This is a genomic window from Pseudomonas sp. PDM04, assembly GCF_014851765.1.
GTDB lineage: Bacteria > Pseudomonadota > Gammaproteobacteria > Pseudomonadales > Pseudomonadaceae > Aquipseudomonas.
On the sequence record NZ_JACVAI010000008.1, the window covers coordinates 295,512 to 313,833 of the forward strand.

At 55.8% G+C, this 18,322-nt stretch carries 14 protein-coding genes and 4 tRNA genes; all 18 read right to left on the bottom strand.

Annotated features, from left to right (window positions below; translation table 11 throughout):
* Nucleotides 1-30: 30 nt before the first annotated feature.
* The 18 genes from fusA to birA all read right to left on the bottom strand — a co-directional run bounded on the left by fusA (nucleotide 31) and on the right by birA (nucleotide 18,107).
* The gene (fusA, locus tag IB249_RS28045) at nucleotides 31-2,136 is read right to left on the bottom strand and encodes an elongation factor G (RefSeq protein ID WP_192309355.1); all 2,106 of its coding nucleotides are present in this window, start codon (nucleotides 2,134-2,136) and stop codon (nucleotides 31-33) included.
* Nucleotides 2,137-2,166: 30 nt separating this feature from the next.
* Nucleotides 2,167-2,640 (bottom strand): 30S ribosomal protein S7, encoded by a 474-nt coding sequence (gene rpsG, locus IB249_RS28050; RefSeq protein ID WP_192309357.1) that lies wholly within the window; start codon nucleotides 2,638-2,640, stop codon nucleotides 2,167-2,169.
* Between the two features lie 109 nt (nucleotides 2,641-2,749).
* The gene (gene rpsL / locus IB249_RS28055; protein ID WP_003186084.1) at nucleotides 2,750-3,121 is read right to left on the bottom strand and encodes a 30S ribosomal protein S12; all 372 of its coding nucleotides are present in this window, start codon (nucleotides 3,119-3,121) and stop codon (nucleotides 2,750-2,752) included.
* A 216-nt stretch (nucleotides 3,122-3,337) separates the two neighbouring features.
* On the bottom strand, nucleotides 3,338-7,537 hold the full coding sequence (gene rpoC / locus IB249_RS28060) for a DNA-directed RNA polymerase subunit beta' (RefSeq protein WP_192309359.1): 4,200 nt from the start codon (nucleotides 7,535-7,537) through the stop codon (nucleotides 3,338-3,340).
* Nucleotides 7,538-7,601: 64 nt separating this feature from the next.
* Complete coding sequence (gene rpoB, locus IB249_RS28065; protein ID WP_192309361.1) at nucleotides 7,602-11,675, bottom strand: DNA-directed RNA polymerase subunit beta; 4,074 nt, start codon at nucleotides 11,673-11,675, stop codon at nucleotides 7,602-7,604.
* Nucleotides 11,676-11,895: 220 nt separating this feature from the next.
* Nucleotides 11,896-12,261 carry a 50S ribosomal protein L7/L12 gene (gene rplL / locus IB249_RS28070; RefSeq protein ID WP_033703494.1) on the bottom strand — a complete coding sequence of 122 codons (366 nt, stop codon included), beginning with the start codon at nucleotides 12,259-12,261 and terminating at the stop codon, nucleotides 11,896-11,898.
* A 78-nt stretch (nucleotides 12,262-12,339) separates the two neighbouring features.
* Nucleotides 12,340-12,840, bottom strand: a complete 501-nt coding sequence (gene rplJ, locus IB249_RS28075; RefSeq protein ID WP_192309363.1) for a 50S ribosomal protein L10 — start codon at nucleotides 12,838-12,840, stop codon at nucleotides 12,340-12,342.
* 198 nt (nucleotides 12,841-13,038) lie between these two features.
* Nucleotides 13,039-13,734, bottom strand: a complete 696-nt coding sequence (gene rplA, locus IB249_RS28080; protein WP_192309365.1) for a 50S ribosomal protein L1 — start codon at nucleotides 13,732-13,734, stop codon at nucleotides 13,039-13,041.
* Nucleotides 13,734-14,165 carry a 50S ribosomal protein L11 gene (rplK, locus tag IB249_RS28085; protein WP_003176435.1) on the bottom strand — a complete coding sequence of 144 codons (432 nt, stop codon included), beginning with the start codon at nucleotides 14,163-14,165 and terminating at the stop codon, nucleotides 13,734-13,736. The genes rplA and rplK overlap by 1 nt, the downstream gene beginning before the upstream one ends.
* Nucleotides 14,166-14,282: 117 nt before the next feature.
* Nucleotides 14,283-14,816 (bottom strand): transcription termination/antitermination protein NusG, encoded by a 534-nt coding sequence (gene nusG / locus IB249_RS28090; RefSeq protein WP_192309367.1) that lies wholly within the window; start codon nucleotides 14,814-14,816, stop codon nucleotides 14,283-14,285.
* Between the two features lie 9 nt (nucleotides 14,817-14,825).
* Nucleotides 14,826-15,194 (bottom strand): preprotein translocase subunit SecE, encoded by a 369-nt coding sequence (secE, locus tag IB249_RS28095; RefSeq protein WP_007896620.1) that lies wholly within the window; start codon nucleotides 15,192-15,194, stop codon nucleotides 14,826-14,828.
* A 45-nt stretch (nucleotides 15,195-15,239) separates the two neighbouring features.
* Nucleotides 15,240-15,315: transfer RNA gene (locus tag IB249_RS28100), tRNA-Trp, on the bottom strand.
* Nucleotides 15,316-15,533: 218 nt separating this feature from the next.
* Nucleotides 15,534-15,609: transfer RNA gene (locus IB249_RS28105), tRNA-Thr, on the bottom strand.
* A 26-nt stretch (nucleotides 15,610-15,635) separates the two neighbouring features.
* Nucleotides 15,636-15,709, bottom strand: a tRNA-Gly gene (locus IB249_RS28110).
* A 23-nt stretch (nucleotides 15,710-15,732) separates the two neighbouring features.
* A tRNA-Tyr gene (locus tag IB249_RS28115) sits at nucleotides 15,733-15,817 on the bottom strand.
* Between the two features lie 143 nt (nucleotides 15,818-15,960).
* A complete protein-coding gene (locus IB249_RS28120) occupies nucleotides 15,961-16,401 on the bottom strand; it encodes a hypothetical protein (RefSeq protein WP_192309369.1) in 441 nt (146 codons plus the stop codon).
* Nucleotides 16,402-16,408: 7 nt separating this feature from the next.
* A complete protein-coding gene (locus IB249_RS28125; protein WP_192309371.1) occupies nucleotides 16,409-17,158 on the bottom strand; it encodes a pantothenate kinase in 750 nt (249 codons plus the stop codon).
* On the bottom strand, nucleotides 17,148-18,107 hold the full coding sequence (birA, locus tag IB249_RS28130; protein ID WP_192309373.1) for a bifunctional biotin--[acetyl-CoA-carboxylase] ligase/biotin operon repressor BirA: 960 nt from the start codon (nucleotides 18,105-18,107) through the stop codon (nucleotides 17,148-17,150). The genes IB249_RS28125 and birA overlap by 11 nt, the downstream gene beginning before the upstream one ends.
* Nucleotides 18,108-18,322 lie beyond the last annotated feature (215 nt).

The window sequence follows — 18,322 nt, forward strand, 5'->3', positions numbered from 1 at the left end:
CAATTAACTCCTAGCCTAAAGGGGGCTGAATCAGCCTTGTTTTTTGGTAACGGTTTCGACGATGTGCGACGGAGCCGTATTGTATTTTTTGAATTCCATAGAGTAGCTTGCGCGACCTTGGGACATGGAACGAACGTCGGTTGCGTAACCGAACATCTCACCCAACGGAACCTCGGCGCGAATCACTTTACCGGAAACCGTATCTTCCATACCCAGGATCATGCCGCGACGACGGTTAAGGTCGCCCATCACGTCACCCATATAGTCTTCAGGCGTAACAACCTCTACCGCCATGATCGGCTCAAGCAACTCACCGCCACCTTTCTGGGCCAGTTGCTTGGTCGCCATGGAAGCAGCCACCTTAAACGCCATCTCGTTCGAGTCGACGTCGTGGTAGGAACCATCAAACACGGTAGCCTTCAGGCCGATCAGCGGATAACCGGCAACTACGCCGTTCTTCATCTGCTCTTCGATACCCTTCTGGATAGCCGGGATGTATTCCTTAGGAACCACACCACCCACTACTTCGTTCAAGAATTGCAGACCTTCCTGACCTTCGTCAGCAGGTGCAAAACGAATCCAGCAATGACCGAACTGGCCACGACCGCCGGATTGACGAACGAACTTGCCTTCAATTTCGCAGTTCTTCGTGATGCGCTCACGGTACGAAACTTGAGGCTTACCGATGTTGGCTTCAACGTTGAACTCACGGCGCATCCGGTCAACCAGGATGTCCAGGTGCAACTCACCCATACCAGAGATGATCGTTTGACCGGTCTCTTCATCAGTCTTGACGCGGAAAGACGGGTCTTCCTGAGCAAGCTTGCCCAGAGCGATACCCATTTTTTCCTGATCGTCCTTGGTCTTAGGCTCTACGGCAACCGAGATAACCGGCTCCGGGAAGTCCATGCGAACCAGGATGATTGGCTTGTCAGCGTTGCACAAGGTTTCACCAGTGGTGACGTCCTTCATGCCGATCAGGGCCGCGATGTCACCAGCGCGCACTTCCTTGATCTCTTCACGGGCGTTTGCGTGCATTTGCACCATACGACCCACACGCTCTTTCTTGCCTTTGACCGAGTTGATCACGCCGTCGCCGGAGGCCAACACGCCCGAGTAAACACGAACGAAGGTCAAGGTACCCACGAATGGGTCGGTAGCGATCTTGAACGCCAGAGCCGAGAACGGCTCGTCGTCGTCTGCGTGACGCTCCATTTGAACTTCCTCGTCATCCGGGTCAGTACCCTTGATGGCAGGAATGTCGGTCGGAGCCGGCAGGTAGTCGATAACGGCGTCGAGAACCAGGGGAACACCCTTGTTCTTGAAGGAAGAACCGCAAACAGCCAGAACGATCTCACCAGCGATAGTACGCTGACGCAGAGCGGCCTTGATTTCCTCGATGGTGAGCTCTTCGCCCTCGAGGTACTTGTTCATCAGCTCTTCGCTGGCTTCGGCCGCAGCCTCGACCATGTTGTTGCGCCACTCTTCAGCCAGCTCCTGCAACTCGGCAGGGATCGCTTCGCGACGAGGGGTCATGCCTTTGTCAGCATCGTTCCAGTAAACGGCTTCCATGGTCATCAGATCGATTTGACCCTGGAAGTTGTCTTCGGAACCGATAGCCAACTGGATTGGCACTGGAGTGTGACCCAGACGCTGCTTGATCTGCGCGATCACGCGCAGGAAGTTAGCGCCGGCACGGTCCATCTTGTTCACGTAAACGATACGTGGAACGCCGTACTTGTTGGCTTGACGCCATACGGTTTCGGACTGAGGCTCAACACCCGAAGTACCACAGAACACAACGACCGCGCCGTCGAGTACACGCAGGGAACGCTCAACTTCAATGGTGAAGTCAACGTGGCCCGGGGTGTCAATGACGTTGAAGCGGTATTGGTCTTTGTGCTGCTTCGCAGAACCTTGCCAGAAGGCGGTAATAGCAGCAGAAGTAATGGTAATACCACGCTCCTGCTCCTGCACCATCCAGTCCGTGGTCGCGGCGCCGTCATGCACCTCGCCCATTTTGTGGCTTTTGCCGGTGTAAAAAAGGACGCGCTCGGTGGTGGTGGTTTTACCAGCATCCACGTGAGCAACGATACCAATGTTACGGTAGCGATTAATCGGTGTAGTACGAGCCATAAAGCCCTCGCAAAATTAGTGACGCTAAAATTAGAAGCGGTAGTGCGAGAAAGCCTTGTTAGCTTCAGCCATACGGTGCACGTCTTCACGCTTCTTAACTGCAGCACCTTTACCTTCAGCAGCATCCAGCAGTTCGCCAGCCAAACGCAGAGCCATGGACTTCTCGCCGCGCTTGCGGGCGAAGTCTACCAACCAGCGCATTGCCAGAGCGTTACGACGCGAAGGACGAACTTCGACAGGAACCTGGTAAGTAGCACCACCAACGCGGCGCGACTTCACTTCGACCAGCGGAGCGATGGCGTCGAGTGCTTTTTCGAAGAGTTCCAGGGGATCGGAGCCAGCCTTACGAGCTGCAACGGTTTCCAGGGCACCATAAACGATACGCTCGGCAACGGCTTTCTTGCCGCTTTCCATAACGTGGTTCATGAATTTGGCGAGGATTTGGCTTCCGTATTTCGGATCGTCCAGAATCTCACGCTTTGCTGCTACGCGACGTCTTGGCATTGATAAGCCCTCAAACGGTCTTCAGGTTAGTTCGGAACAGATCTCGAGAGATGCGTGCCCGACCTTACTCTTATCGACTCAATAAATTAGAAAACTGCAAAGCAGCCGATTACTTCGGACGCTTGGTACCGTACTTCGAACGACCCTGGTTACGACCTTTAACACCGGAAGTATCCAACGAACCGCGAACGGTGTGGTAACGAACACCTGGCAAGTCTTTTACACGACCGCCGCGGATCAGTACCACGCTGTGCTCTTGCAGGTTGTGGCCTTCACCGCCGATGTACGAGGAAACCTCGAAACCGTTGGTCAGACGCACACGGCATACTTTACGCAGTGCCGAGTTAGGTTTTTTCGGCGTAGTGGTGTACACACGGGTGCACACGCCACGACGTTGCGGGCAGTTCTGCAGCGCAGGCACGTCGGATTTCTCGACGATACGCTTACGCGGCTGACGTACCAGCTGGTTGATAGTTGCCATCTACTAGCTCCACTGTTGTCTTGCGACGCTATTGTCTTGCAAGAAAAGCAAAATGGCAGGAACGTATTCCCGCCAAATTTAGGGGTACAAGAGTCTAAAGAGGATCTTGTCCCCAGTCAAGGCAAGGCCCCGACCTCCCCGCTCATCCAACCTCGACAAATTGTCGCGATTCGATGAACGGAATGACCAGGGCCCTACGCTCATTTATCGCAGAACTCAGTTACCGCTCGAGTTCAGCGCTTCGGTCAGTGCAGCTTCCACTTCACTGGCGCTTACGCGCAGCGGCTTGTCTGCATCACGGCGACGCTTGCGCTCGCTGTGATAAGCCAGGCCGGTACCTGCCGGGATCAAACGACCCACGACCACGTTTTCTTTCAGGCCGCGCAGGTAATCGCGCTTGCCGGTTACCGCCGCCTCGGTCAGTACACGGGTGGTTTCCTGGAAGGAAGCCGCCGAGATGAACGATTCGGTCGACAGCGACGCCTTGGTGATACCCAGCAGAACGCGGGTGAACTTGGCGACAAACTTGTCTTCCGTAGCCAGACGCTCGTTCTCTACCAGTACGTGAGTCAGTTCCATCTGGTCGCCCTTGATGAAGCTGGAATCGCCGGACTCGGAGATCTCAACTTTACGCAGCATCTGACGCAGGATGGTCTCGATGTGCTTATCGTTGATCTTCACGCCTTGCAGACGATAAACGTCCTGGATCTCGTTCACGATGTACTTGGCCAGCGCACTCACACCCAGCAGACGCAGGATGTCGTGTGGATCGCTCGGACCGTCGGAGATAACTTCGCCGCGGTTGACCTGTTCGCCTTCGAACACGTTCAGGTGACGCCACTTCGGAATCAGCTCTTCATACGGATCGCTACCGTCGTTCGGAGTGATAACCAGACGACGCTTGCCCTTGGTTTCCTTACCGAACGCGATGGTGCCGCTGACTTCAGCCAGAATCGACGCTTCTTTCGGACGACGAGCTTCAAACAGGTCGGCAACACGCGGCAGACCACCGGTGATGTCACGGGTCTTGGAAGTCTCTTGCGGAATACGAGCGATAACATCACCGATCGCAATCTTCGCACCGTCCGCCACACCGACCAGGGCGTTGGCTGGCAGGAAGTACTGAGCGATAACGTCAGTGCCTGGCAGCAACAGATCCTTGCCGTTGTCGTCGACCATCTTCACAGCAGGACGGATGTCCTTGCCAGCAGCTGGACGATCTTTCGGATCGAGTACTTCAATGTTGGTCATACCGGTCAATTCGTCTGTCTGACGCTTGATCGTGATGCCTTCTTCCATGCCCACGTAGGTCACGGTACCTTTCATTTCGGTAACGATCGGGTGAGTGTGCGGATCCCACTTGGCCACGATAGCGCCAGCGTCGACCTTGTCACCCTCTTTAACCGAAATCACGGCACCGTACGGCAGCTTGTAACGCTCGCGCTCACGACCGAAGTCGTCAGCGATTGCCAGCTCACCGGAACGGGACACGGCGACCAGGTGACCATCTACTCGCTCAACGTGCTTCAGGTTGTGCAGACGGACGGTACCGCCATTCTTCACCTGAACGCTGTCGGCTGCGGAGGTCCGGCTTGCCGCACCACCGATGTGGAACGTACGCATCGTCAGCTGGGTACCCGGCTCACCGATGGACTGGGCAGCGATAACGCCGACCGACTCACCGATGTTCACCTGGTGACCACGAGCCAGATCGCGGCCGTAGCACTTGGCGCAAATGCCATAGCGGGTTTCGCAACTGATCGGCGAACGCACGATCACTTCGTCGATGCTGTTCAGCTCGATGAACTCGACCCACTTCTCGTCTACCAGGGTGCCGGCAGGAACGATGACGTCCTCGGTACCCGGCTTGAATACGTCACGGGCAATGACACGACCCAATACACGCTCACCCAACGGCTCAACAACGTCACCGCCTTCAATGTGCGGAGTCATCAGCAGGCCATGTTCGGTGCCGCAATCGATCTCGGTCACAACCAGATCCTGCGCCACGTCTACCAGACGACGAGTCAGGTAACCGGAGTTCGCAGTTTTCAACGCGGTATCCGCCAGACCTTTACGAGCACCGTGAGTGGAGATGAAGTACTGAAGTACGCTCAAACCTTCACGGAAGTTCGCAGTAATCGGCGTTTCAATGATGGAGCCGTCCGGCTTGGCCATCAGGCCACGCATACCGGCGAGCTGACGGATCTGCGCAGCAGAACCCCGTGCGCCCGAGTCGGCCATCATGTACATCGAGTTGAAGGACTCCTGGTCGACTTCGACACCATGACGGTCGATGACTTTCTCTTTCGAGAGGTTGGCCATCATCGCCTTGGAAACTTCGTCGTTCGCCTTGGACCAGAGGTCGATGACCTTGTTGTACTTCTCGCCCTGGGTTACCAGGCCGGAGGCGTACTGACTTTCGATCTCTTTCACTTCGTCGGTAGCCGTACCGATGATGCGGGCTTTTTCATCCGGGATAACGAAGTCGTTAACGCCGATGGAAACGCCGGAGATGGTCGAGTAGGCAAAACCGGTGTACATCAACTGGTCAGCGAAGATTACGGTCTCTTTCAGACCCACCACGCGGTAGCACTGGTTGATCAGCTTGGAGATCGCCTTTTTCTTCATCGGCAGGTTGACGACGTCGAAGGACAGACCTTTTGGCACAACCTGGAACAACAGCGCACGGCCGACAGTGGTGTCGACGATGCGGGTGTTGGTCACGCTGCCGCCGTCACGATCGTTGACGGTTTCACTGATCCGCACTTTGACCTTCGCGTGCAGTGCGGCTTCGCCGGCACGGAACACACGGTCAACTTCCTGCAGATCCGCGAACACACGACCTTCGCCCTTGGCGTTGATCGCTTCACGAGTCATGTAGTACAGACCCAATACAACGTCCTGCGACGGAACGATGATTGGCTCACCGTTGGCTGGCGACAGAATGTTGTTGGTCGACATCATCAACGCACGCGCTTCCAACTGGGCTTCCAGTGTCAGCGGTACGTGCACGGCCATTTGGTCGCCGTCGAAGTCGGCGTTGTACGCAGCACAGACCAGAGGGTGCAGCTGGATAGCCTTACCTTCGATCAGTACTGGTTCAAACGCCTGGATACCCAGACGGTGAAGGGTCGGTGCACGGTTGAGCAGAACCGGGTGTTCGCGAATCACTTCAGCGAGAACGTCCCACACTTCCGGCAGTTCGCGCTCGACCATCTTCTTCGCAGCCTTGATGGTGGTTGCGAGACCACGCATTTCCAGCTTGCCGAAAATGAACGGCTTGAACAGCTCGAGAGCCATTTTCTTCGGCAGACCGCACTGGTGCAGACGCAGGGTCGGACCTACGGTAATTACCGAACGACCGGAGTAGTCAACACGCTTACCGAGCAAGTTCTGACGGAAACGACCCTGTTTACCCTTGATCATGTCAGCCAGGGACTTCAGAGGACGCTTGTTCGAACCGGTAATGGCGCGACCACGACGACCGTTGTCGAGCAGTGCATCGACGGCTTCCTGCAACATGCGCTTTTCGTTGCGCACAATGATGTCCGGAGCGGACAGATCGAGCAGACGCTTCAAGCGGTTGTTACGGTTGATCACTCGACGATACAGATCGTTGAGGTCGGAAGTCGCGAAGCGACCGCCATCCAGCGGGACCAGTGGACGCAGATCTGGCGGCAGAACCGGCAGAACGGTCAGCACCATCCACTCTGGCAGGTTGCCGGAACCCTGGAAGGCTTCCATCAACTTCAGACGCTTGGACAGCTTCTTGATTTTGGTTTCGGAGTTGGTTTGCGGAATTTCTTCGCGCAGACGGCCAATCTCGTGCTCCAGATCGATAGCGTGCAGCAGTTCGCGGACAGCTTCGGCACCCATGCGGGCATCGAAATCGTCGCCGAACTCTTCCAGCGCTTCGAAGTACTGCTCGTCGTTGAGCAGCTGACCTTTTTCAAGGGTGGTCATGCCTGGATCGATAACGACATAGCTCTCGAAGTAGAGAACACGCTCGATATCACGCAGGGTCATGTCCATCAGCAAGCCGATACGCGACGGCAGCGATTTCAGGAACCAGATGTGGGCAACAGGCGAAGCCAGTTCGATGTGCGCCATGCGCTCACGACGAACTTTGGCCAGTGCGACTTCAACACCGCACTTCTCGCAGATCACGCCACGGTGTTTCAAGCGCTTGTACTTACCGCACAGGCACTCGTAATCCTTTACCGGGCCAAAGATCTTGGCGCAGAACAGGCCGTCACGTTCAGGTTTGAACGTACGGTAGTTGATGGTTTCCGGCTTTTTAACTTCACCGAACGACCACGAACGGATCATCTCAGGCGAGGCCAATCCGATACGGATGGCGTCGAACTCTTCGACTTGACCCTGGTTTTTCAGCAAATTCAGTAGGTCTTTCAAGGCCTTTCCTCCTGGCGGAGCAGAGAGCGGGCAATCCTGCCCCGCTCTCGATTCGCGTCACGTGTTATTCGGTTTCCAGATCGATATCGATGCCGAGGGAACGAATTTCCTTGATCAACACGTTGAAGGACTCGGGCATGCCCGGCTCCATACGGTGATCGCCGTCCACGATGTTTTTGTACATCTTGGTCCGACCGTTCACATCGTCCGACTTCACTGTGAGCATTTCTTGCAGAGTGTAAGCAGCACCGTATGCTTCCAGTGCCCAGACCTCCATCTCCCCGAAACGCTGACCACCGAACTGCGCCTTACCACCCAGCGGCTGCTGGGTAACCAGGCTGTACGAACCGGTAGAACGAGCGTGCATCTTGTCGTCTACCAAGTGGTTCAGCTTCAGCATGTACATGTAGCCAACGGTAACCGGGCGCTCGAACTTGTTGCCGGTACGGCCGTCAGTCAGTTGCATCTGGCCGCTCTCTGGCAGGTCTGCCAGTTTCAGCATGGCCTTGATTTCAACTTCCTTGGCACCGTCGAATACCGGAGTGGCCATTGGAACGCCGTTGCGCAGGTTTTGAGCCAGATCCAGGATTTCCTGGTCAGAGAACGTGTCCAGCGCTTCGTTACGGCCGCCGATCTGGTTGTAGATCTCATCCAGGAAGGTGCGCAGTTCAGCAACCTTACGCTGTTCTTCAACCATGCGGTTGATCTTCTCGCCCAGACCTTTGGCCGCAAGGCCCAGGTGGGTTTCAAGGATCTGACCAACGTTCATACGCGAAGGTACGCCCAGTGGGTTGAGGACAACATCGACCGGCGTGCCGTTGGCATCGTGCGGCATGTCTTCAACCGGCATGATCACGGAGACCACACCCTTGTTACCGTGACGACCGGCCATCTTGTCGCCCGGCTGGATGCGACGACGGATTGCCAGGTAGACCTTGACGATTTTCAGCACGCCTGGAGCCAGGTCATCGCCCTGCTGCAGTTTGCGCTTCTTGTCTTCGAACTTGTCGTCCAGCAGACGGCGGCGATCAACGATGTAGGCCTGAGCCTTCTCGAGCTGCTCGTTCAGAGCGTCTTCGGCCATGCGCAGTTTGAACCACTGGCCATGTTCGAGACCGTCGAGGACTTCGTCAGTGATGTCCTGGCCTTTCTTCAGACCGGCGCCACCTTCGGCTTTGTGGCCGACCAGAGCGGAACGCAGACGTTCGAAAGTTGCACCTTCGACGATACGGAACTCTTCGTTGAGGTCCTTGCGGATCTCGTCGAGCTGGCTCTTCTCGATCGACAGGGCACGACTGTCACGCTCAACGCCATCACGGGTGAACACCTGAACGTCGATGACAGTACCCTTCGTACCGGTTGGTACACGCAGGGAGGTGTCTTTGACGTCGCTGGCCTTCTCACCGAAGATCGCACGCAGCAGTTTTTCTTCCGGCGTCAGCTGGGTCTCGCCTTTCGGAGTGACCTTACCAACCAGAATGTCGCCTGGGCCGACTTCGGCGCCGACGTAAACGATACCGGCTTCGTCCAGCTTGTTCAGTGCAGCCTCACCCACGTTCGGGATGTCTGCAGTGATTTCCTCTGGGCCAAGCTTGGTGTCACGGGCCACACAGGTCAGTTCCTGAATGTGGATCGTGGTGAAGCGGTCTTCCTGAACCACACGCTCGGACAGGCAGATGGAGTCTTCGAAGTTGAAGCCGTTCCATGCCATGAACGCGATGCGCATGTTCTGACCCAGCGCCAGTTCACCCATATCGGTGGACGGACCGTCGGCCATGATGTCGCTACGCTGTACCCGATCACCCTTACGCACCAGCGGACGCTGGTTGATGCAGGTGTTCTGGTTGGAGCGGGTGTACTTGGTCAGGTTGTAGATATCGACACCGGCTTCACCGGTCTCGACTTCGTCATCTGCAACACGGACCACGATACGGCTGGCGTCGACGGAATCGATAACGCCGCCACGACGAGCCACGACGCAAACGCCGGAGTCACGGGCTACGTTACGCTCCATGCCGGTACCGACCAGCGGCTTGTCAGCACGCAGGGTTGGTACAGCTTGACGCTGCATGTTCGAACCCATCAACGCACGGTTGGCGTCGTCGTGCTCGAGGAACGGGATCAGCGACGCTGCAACCGACACTACCTGCTTCGGCGACACGTCCATCAAGGTGACGTCTTCTGGCGCCTTGACAGTGAACTCGTTCAGGTGACGAACAGCTACCAGCTCATCGATCAGGACTTTCTTGTCGCTCATCGTGGCGGAAGCCTGTGCGATCACGTGATCAGCTTCTTCAATGGCGGACAGGAATACGATCTCGTCAGTGACCAGAGCGTCTTTCACCACACGGTACGGGCTCTCGAGGAAGCCGTACTGGTTGGTGCGCGCATAGGCGGCCAGGGAGTTGATCAGACCGATGTTCGGACCTTCCGGCGTTTCGATCGGGCACACACGACCGTAGTGAGTCGGGTGTACGTCACGAACCTCAAAGCCAGCACGCTCACGGGTCAAACCACCAGGGCCGAGCGCAGAAACACGACGCTTGTGGGTGATCTCGGACAGCGGGTTGTTCTGGTCCATGAACTGGGACAGCTGGCTGGAACCGAAGAACTCTTTCACCGCCGCAGCCACTGGCTTGGCGTTGATCAGGTCTTGCGGCATCAGGCCTTCGCTTTCAGCCATCGACAGACGCTCTTTGACCGCGCGCTCAACACGCACCAGGCCAACGCGGAACTGGTTCTCGGCCATTTCGCCTACGCAGCGAACACGACGGTTACCCAGGTGGTCGATGTCATCGACGATGCCTTTACCGTTACGGATGTCGACCAGGGTCTTCAGAACCGCGACGATGTCTTCCTTGCACAGCACACCCGAACCTTCGATTTCGGTGCGACCGATACGACGGTTGAACTTCATCCGGCCGACCGCAGACAGGTCATAGCGCTCAGGACTGAAGAACAGGTTGTTGAACAGGGTCTCGGCAGCGTCTTTGGTTGGCGGCTCGCCTGGACGCATCATGCGATAGATCTCGACCAGCGCTTCCAGTTGGTTGGCGGTGGAATCGATCTTCAGCGTGTCGGAGATGAACGGACCGCAGTCGATGTCGTTGGTATACAGAGTCTCGATACGAACAACACCGGCCTTGGCGATCTTGGCCAGGATTTCGGTGTTCAGCTCGGTATTGCACTCTGCCAGGATTTCGCCGGTTGCCGGATGCACGATGACCTTGGCGGTGGTGCGACCCAGGACGTAGTCCAGAGGCACTTCCAGCTCTTTGATCCCGGCCTTTTCCAGCTGGTTGATGTGGCGAGCGGTAATACGGCGACCCTGCTCGACAATAACCTTGCCTTTGTCATCCTGGATGTCCAGGACCGCAATTTCACCACGCAGGCGCTGAGGCACCAGTTCCAGGCTCAGGTTCTCGCCCTTCACGTGGAATACGTTGGTGGTGTAGAACGCGTCCAGCACTTCCTCGGTGGTATAGCCAAGCGCGCGCAGCAATACCGACGCAGGCAGTTTGCGACGACGGTCGATACGCACGAATACGCAGTCTTTCGGGTCGAACTCGAAGTCCAGCCACGAACCGCGGTAAGGAATGATACGCGCCGAGTACAGCAGCTTGCCGGAGCTGTGCGTCTTGCCACGGTCGTGGTCAAAGAACACGCCAGGGGAACGGTGCAGCTGGGAAACGATTACACGCTCGGTACCGTTGATTACGAAGGTACCGTTTTCAGTCATCAGGGGGATTTCACCCATGTAGACTTCTTGCTCTTTGATGTCCTTGATCGCTTTGTTCGACGATTCTTTGTCGAAAATGATCAGGCGCACTTTTACCCGCAAAGGTACGGCGTAAGTCACACCGCGCAATACGCATTCTTTGACATCAAATGCCGGTTCGCCCAGGCGATAACCCACGTACTCCAGGGCAGCATTGCCGGAGTAGCTGATGATCGGGAAAACGGATTTGAAGGCCGCATGCAGGCCCACGTCGCGGAACTGATCTTTAGTCGCTCCCGCTTGCAAGAATTCACGATACGAATCCAGCTGGATGGCCAGGAGGTACGGCACATCCATGACGTCCGGCAACTTGCTAAAGTCCTTGCGGATACGTTTTTTCTCAGTATATGAGTAAGCCATCAGCGTTCCCCAGCTTGGTCACCTGCTTGTTTGGCCCCTCCCGACGGGAGCAGCCAGAAAATCGTGCAAACCCCATGGTTTGCGCCACCATATCGGGTGGTTACAGCTCGTTATCAGCGCCAACCCAGTCGGCTGCCAATAACGGAAAAAGGCCGGTGGCAAGAGCCACCAGCCATCAGCCTTTCGCTTAACGCTCGGGCTGGAGGAGCAAAGTCGATGCTTACTTCAGCTCGACTTTAGCGCCTGCTTCTTCCAGCTTCTTCTTAGCGTCTTCAGCGGCTTCTTTCGAAACGCCTTCAGCTACAACCTGAGGAGCGCCGTCGACTTTCTCTTTGGCTTCTTTCAGGCCCAGACCAGTCAGTTCACGAACTGCCTTGATCACGTTTACTTTCTTTTCGCCAGCTTCGAGCAGAACAACGTTGAACTCGGTTTGCTCTTCAACAACAGCGGCAGCAGCAGCTGGACCAGCAGCAGCAACAGCAGCGGTCACGCCGAAGGTTTCTTCCATTGCTTTGATCAGCTCAACAACTTCCAGAACGGTTTTCTGGCCGATTGCTTCGATGATTTGTTCGTTAGTCAGAGACATGACTTGAATCCTGTATTGGGGTGACAGCCTACGCAGCCATCAAATTAAACATATGATTTGGAAAGATTCGACTGAGCCTTAGGCTGCAGCAGCTTCTTTCTGGTCGCGAACGGCTGCCAGAGTACGAGCCAGCTTGCTGGTAGCGCCTTGGATCACGCTCATCAGTTTTGCGATAGCTTCGTCGCGAGTTGGCAAGGTAGCCAACACGTCGATCTGGTTAGCGGCAAGGAACTTGCCATCAAACGCAGCTGCCTTGATCTCGAACTTGTCCTGACCCTTGGCGAACTCTTTGAAAATCCGGGCAGCGGCGCCTGGATGTTCCTTGGAGAATGCAATCAGGGTAGGGCCAGTGAACGCTTCGTTGAGAACACTGAATTCAGTGCCTTCAACAGCGCGCTTGAGCAGGGTGTTACGTACGACACGCACGTATACGCCAGCTTCACGGGCCTCTTTACGGAGTCCGGTCATTGCGCCTACTGTTACGCCACGGGCATCAGCCACGACAGCGGACAGAGCGACTTTGGCAGCCTCGTTGACTTCAGCGACGATGGCCTTCTTGTCTTCGAGTTTAATTGCCACGGGTTTAACTCCTGCTTGTTACCGTTTCATCCGACCGAAGCCGGATGTCGTTTTGGTGTCTGATTCGGTAAGGAACCGGGAGCACCATCTGCGTAGGCTTGTGGTTTAAGACTTGCGTCGCCTACGGTCTTGGATAGCCCCCGCCAGGCAGGGACCCCAATTTTTCAATTGGCGCAATCGCTTGCGCCAATCTGTGTCTTACGCGTCGAGCGAGCTTTGGTCGATAACCAGACCTGGGCCCATGGTGGTGCTCAGGGTAACGCGCTTGACGTAAATGCCTTTCGAAGAAGCAGGCTTGATACGCTTCAGATCAGCGATCAGGGCTTCAACGTTTTCCTTCAGCTTGACGGCATCGAAACCGATCTTGCCAACGGAAGTGTGGATGATGCCGTTTTTGTCGGTGCGATAACGAACCTGACCAGCCTTGGCGTTCTTGACCGCGGTAGCTACGTCTGGAGTAACGGTGCCGACTTTAGGGTTAGGCATCAGGCCACGTGGACCGAGGATCTGACCCAACTGACCCACAACGCGCATTGCATCCGGGGATGCGATAACCACGTCATAGTTCAGGTCGCCGCCTTTCATTTCGGCAGCCAGCTCGTCCATACCTACACGGTCAGCGCCGGCAGCCAGAGCGGCCTCAGCAGCTGGACCCTGGGTGAACACAGCAACGCGAACGGTCTTGCCAGTGCCGTGTGGCAGCACGGTAGCGCTACGAACGACCTGGTCGGATTTACGCGGGTCAACGCCCAGGTTTACAGCTACGTCGAACGACTCGCTGAACTTGACAGTCGACAGCTCGGCCAGCAGTGCAGCGGCGTCTACAAAGTTGTAGGCCTTGCCTGCTTCGATCTTGCCGGCGATAGCCTTTTGACGCTTGGTCAGCTTAGCCATTACACACCCTCCACGTTAAGGCCCATGCTACGAGCAGAACCGGCGATAGTACGCACGGCTGCATCCATATCAGCTGCAGTCAGATCCGCGTTTTTGGTTTTCGCGATTTCTTCCAGCTGAGCACGAGTCACAGTGCCAACCTTAACGGTGTTCGGACGAGCGGAACCGCTGGTCAGACCGGCCGCCTTCTTCAGCAGAACCGAAGCAGGGGTGGATTTGGTTTCGAAAGTGAAGCTACGGTCGCTGTAGACAGTGATGATCACTGGAGTCGGCAGACCTGGCTCAAGACCCTGAGTACGGGCGTTGAAGGCCTTGCAGAATTCCATGATGTTCACGCCGTGCTGACCCAGAGCAGGACCAACAGGTGGGCTTGGGTTAGCCTGAGCGGCCTTCACTTGCAGCTTGATGTAAGCGGTAATCTTCTTGGCCATGAGGCACTCCAATTACGGGTTCGAACGCCTCGAAAGGCTCCCCGGTTACTTGCGCGTTTATCCCAGTGACGACAAAACCCCACAGCCTGGGGCTGTGGGGTTGGGATGCTTGCTCAGCTAGACCTTTTCGACCTGGCTGAACTCCAACTCTACCGGAGTAGAGCGACCGAAAATGAGCACCGCCACCTGGATCCGGCTCTTCTCGTAGTTAACCTCTTCAACCGTGCCGGTAAAGTCGGCAAACGGTCCGTCATTGACGCGTACGGACTCGCCCGGCTCGAACAACGTCTTCGGCTTCGGCTTGTCACTACCGTCAGCGACACGACGCAGAATCGCATCGGCTTCTTTATCAGTGATCGGCGCAGGCTTATCAGCGGTACCGCCAATGAAGCCCATGACGCGAGGAGTATCCTTGACCAGGTGCCAAGTACCCTCGTTCATATCCATCTGAACCAGCACATAACCTGGGAAGAACTTACGCTCGCTTTTGCGCTTCTGGCCATTACGCATTTCAACCACTTCTTCAGTGGGAACCAGAATTTCGCCGAAGCCATCTTCCATGCCAGCCAGCTTTACGCGCTCTATCAACGAGCGCATGACATGCTTCTCGTAACCGGAGTAAGCATGCACAACATACCAACGCTTAGCCACGGGACACCCTTAGCCGACAATCAAGGAGACAAGCCAACCGAGCAGGGAATCAAGACCCCACAACAGCAGCGCCATAACCAGCACCACAGCCACGACAATGAGCGTGGTCTGCGTGGTTTCCTGGCGAGTTGGCCATACGACTTTACGAATCTCGGTGCGCGCTTCCTTAACCAGTACGAAGAAAGACTTGCCCTTGACGGTCTGCAGGCCTACAAAGGCAGCTACAGCAGCAATGACAAGCAACGCTAGTACGCGGTACAGGATCGGCGAAGCAGAGTAATACTGATTACCAACAACGCCAACAACCACCAAAGCGACTACTACTAGCCACTTGAGCAGATCGAAGCGAGAGCCTTGAGCTTCAGCTTTAGGAGTCATCTATGAAGATCCTGTGAAAAGAAAGCCAGACACACCAAGTGAATCTGGCAGGTCAGGAGGGAATCGAACCCCCAACCTACGGTTTTGGAGACCGTCGCTCTGCCAATTGAGCTACTGACCTAAAACAAAATCAGGCCGACCATTATGCAGGCCCGAAAAAGACATTACAACAACTTACTCGACGACTTCAGCCCCAGCGCCGCAAGCATCAGCAATGGCGGCACGAAACCTACTACGATCACCCCTAACCCGCTGCAAACCCACCAACAGACCAGGAGCCAACCAAACCAAGCAAGCCATTAAAACAAAGGCAGATATTCTCATATCTGCCTTGTCATATGGAGCTCTTGAGCGGATTTGAACCGCTGACCTCACCCTTACCAAGGGTGTGCTCTACCAACTGAGCTACAAGAGCGTAACACTATGCAAAATCTGCAAACTTGGAGCGGGTAGCGGGAATCGAACCCGCATCATCAGCTTGGAAGGCTGAGGTTCTACCACTAAACTATACCCGCGGAGCTTGCAGCTCTCGCTAAAATGGTGGAGGGGGAAGGATTCGAACCTTCGAAGTCGTAGACGTCAGATTTACAGTCTGATCCCTTTGGCCGCTCGGGAACCCCTCCTAAGCGAGCCGGCATTCTATATCATGCCAGCCTTCTGTCAAGCATTTTCTCATAAAAAACCTGAGGTTAGCTGCGTTGACATCGCTTTGCACTGCAGCCCTTTCAAAGGTCTTCACTGCGAAGCGGGCGCCATTCTATGCAAACTATTCCGCTGGCGCAACCCCCTCGCAAGGCATTATTTTATGTTTTAAGTCATTGAATTCTCTGGAAAGGTTTTGCAACTGTACATCGTCAAGCCAGCGCCGGCTTTCGGGGGCCACTCGCACCCAATAGCCAGCGAAATCAGGGACATCCCTGGGGAGAGGCTGATACTTGATCTCCATGCCTTTCAAGCGCCGCTCAGCCGCCTGAAGCACCTCCTGACGCACGAAACCGCCCAGATACAAGCAATCACCGTCTGTCAACGCAGGCTTTCCTTTATCGCGGGACGCATCAGTCGCCTCACTCAACAGGCGAATATCCTGCTGGCTCCCCCGATACAGACTCAAAGGCGTGACATCCTTCGCTCGCAGGGGAGCCTCTTGTTGATGCCAAACGTAATAGAACACATTGAGAACGAGCAGCAGCAGGAACAACCAACGCATAGGAACCTCAGGACAAAGGGCATGCCATAGCCAAACCCACGAACACCAAGTCAGGAATCACCTTGGCTTCAGGCACAATCCCGGCAACCAATTCTGCGTCCCCCCCAGTCAGGAACACGGAGAACTCTTCACCCCAGTAGCTTCGCGCGAGCTCCAATTGCGTCAGAACAAAACCCCGCAGCATCAAGGAGCAGCCGCGCTCGACCGCTTCCACGGTCGTGCGCCCCGGCGCAAAACTTTCCAGGGCGCGCTCGGCAGCCAGATCCCCGTAGCGAATCTTGCGAGTATGGGTACGCAACTGGTTACGCATTAACGGCATTCCCGGACAGATGAAACCGCCAAGATGCCCCCCATCACCCGCAACAAAGTCCGCAGTGACGGCGGTGCCGAAATCAAGCACGAGACATGCGCCCGACGCCAGGTGGTATCCACCAAGCATCGCTAGCCAGCGATCAAGCCCAAGGCGTTCGAATTCCTCATAGCCATTGCGAACACCCGACATTTCGCGAGCAGGCTTCGCACAGACCACCTCAACGCCAAAGGACGCCGTCAACAGGGAAACCAACGCGGCAGTCTCTTCTTCAGTTCTGACACTGACCAACCGACAAAACTTGAGATCGAGCCCCGTGAGCACACTCAGACTTTCCAGAAGCGCAAGGTTGGTGTCGACAACCCCCTCTCCAATAGCCCGGGATGCATCAGTCGCAAGCACTCGCCACTTGATGAAACTGTTTCCGCAGTCGAGCTCAAGAATCATCGCGCAACCTCAAACTGAGCTCACCGCCACTAAAGACTTTTTCCACACCACCCACCCTCAAGCGCAGAGCACCCTGACTATCAATACCCAGCACCTCACCCTCTATCCGGTTGACGCCGGCAATCAACGATACCGCTCGCCCCTGCCACAGATGATGCTCCTCCCACTCGGCCTGGATAGCGGGAAATCCGCCCATTTGATGCCGACGCAAATAGTCTTGAAGCACTTGCCCCAATTGAGCGACCAAGTGATTGCGATCAAATGCACGCCCTGACTCAAGCCGCATGGATGTCCACTGCTGATCGACCTCATCGGTCATCTGCATGTTCACGTTAACGCCAACACCCAACACCACGTGACATACGTCTGCAGGATCACCCACCAACTCGAGCAAAATCCCGGCGATCTTTTTCTCACCGACCAGCACATCGTTGGGCCATTTCAAACCCGCTGTCGCAATACCCATCGCACGCAAGGTTTGCATGACCGCAAGCCCAACGACAAGGCTCAAACCCTCCAACTGCCGCATACCACCGTCGATACGCAGCACCAGGCTGTAATAGATATTCTCCGCAAACGGACTGGCCCACTTGCGCCCACGGCGCCCACGACCGGAAGTCTGCCGCTCCGCCAAAACAAGGAACGGCGCCGCCTGACCTCGCTCGATGGCACGCAGCGCTTCAGCATTCGTAGAGTCGATAGAATCAAAAACCAGGATAGGCCAATCACAGGAAGGCGCCTGCTCCGCTATTGCGACCGGATCAAGCAGCGTCAACGGCGCAGCCAATTGATAGCCCCGCCCTCGCACCTTATGGATGGACAGCCCCAGCTCAGCTTCTAGCAGCTGAAGCTGTTTCCATACGGCACTACGACTGACACCCAAAGCAGCGCCCAGGGCCTGCCCCGAATGAAATCGACCATCCTTAAGAAGCTTTAACAACGTCAGCATGCAAGTCTCGCCTCACAATGAGGCACGCATAATAGCCACGCCTTGACCCGTTGCATAGAAAACGAACCAGGAGGATTTTTCTGCGAGCAAAAACAAAACCCCTACCTGCATACGCAGATAGGGGTTTCGGAATTTAATCTTGACGATGACCTACTCTCACATGGGGAAACCCCACACTACCATCGGCGATGCATCGTTTCACTGCTGAGTTCGGG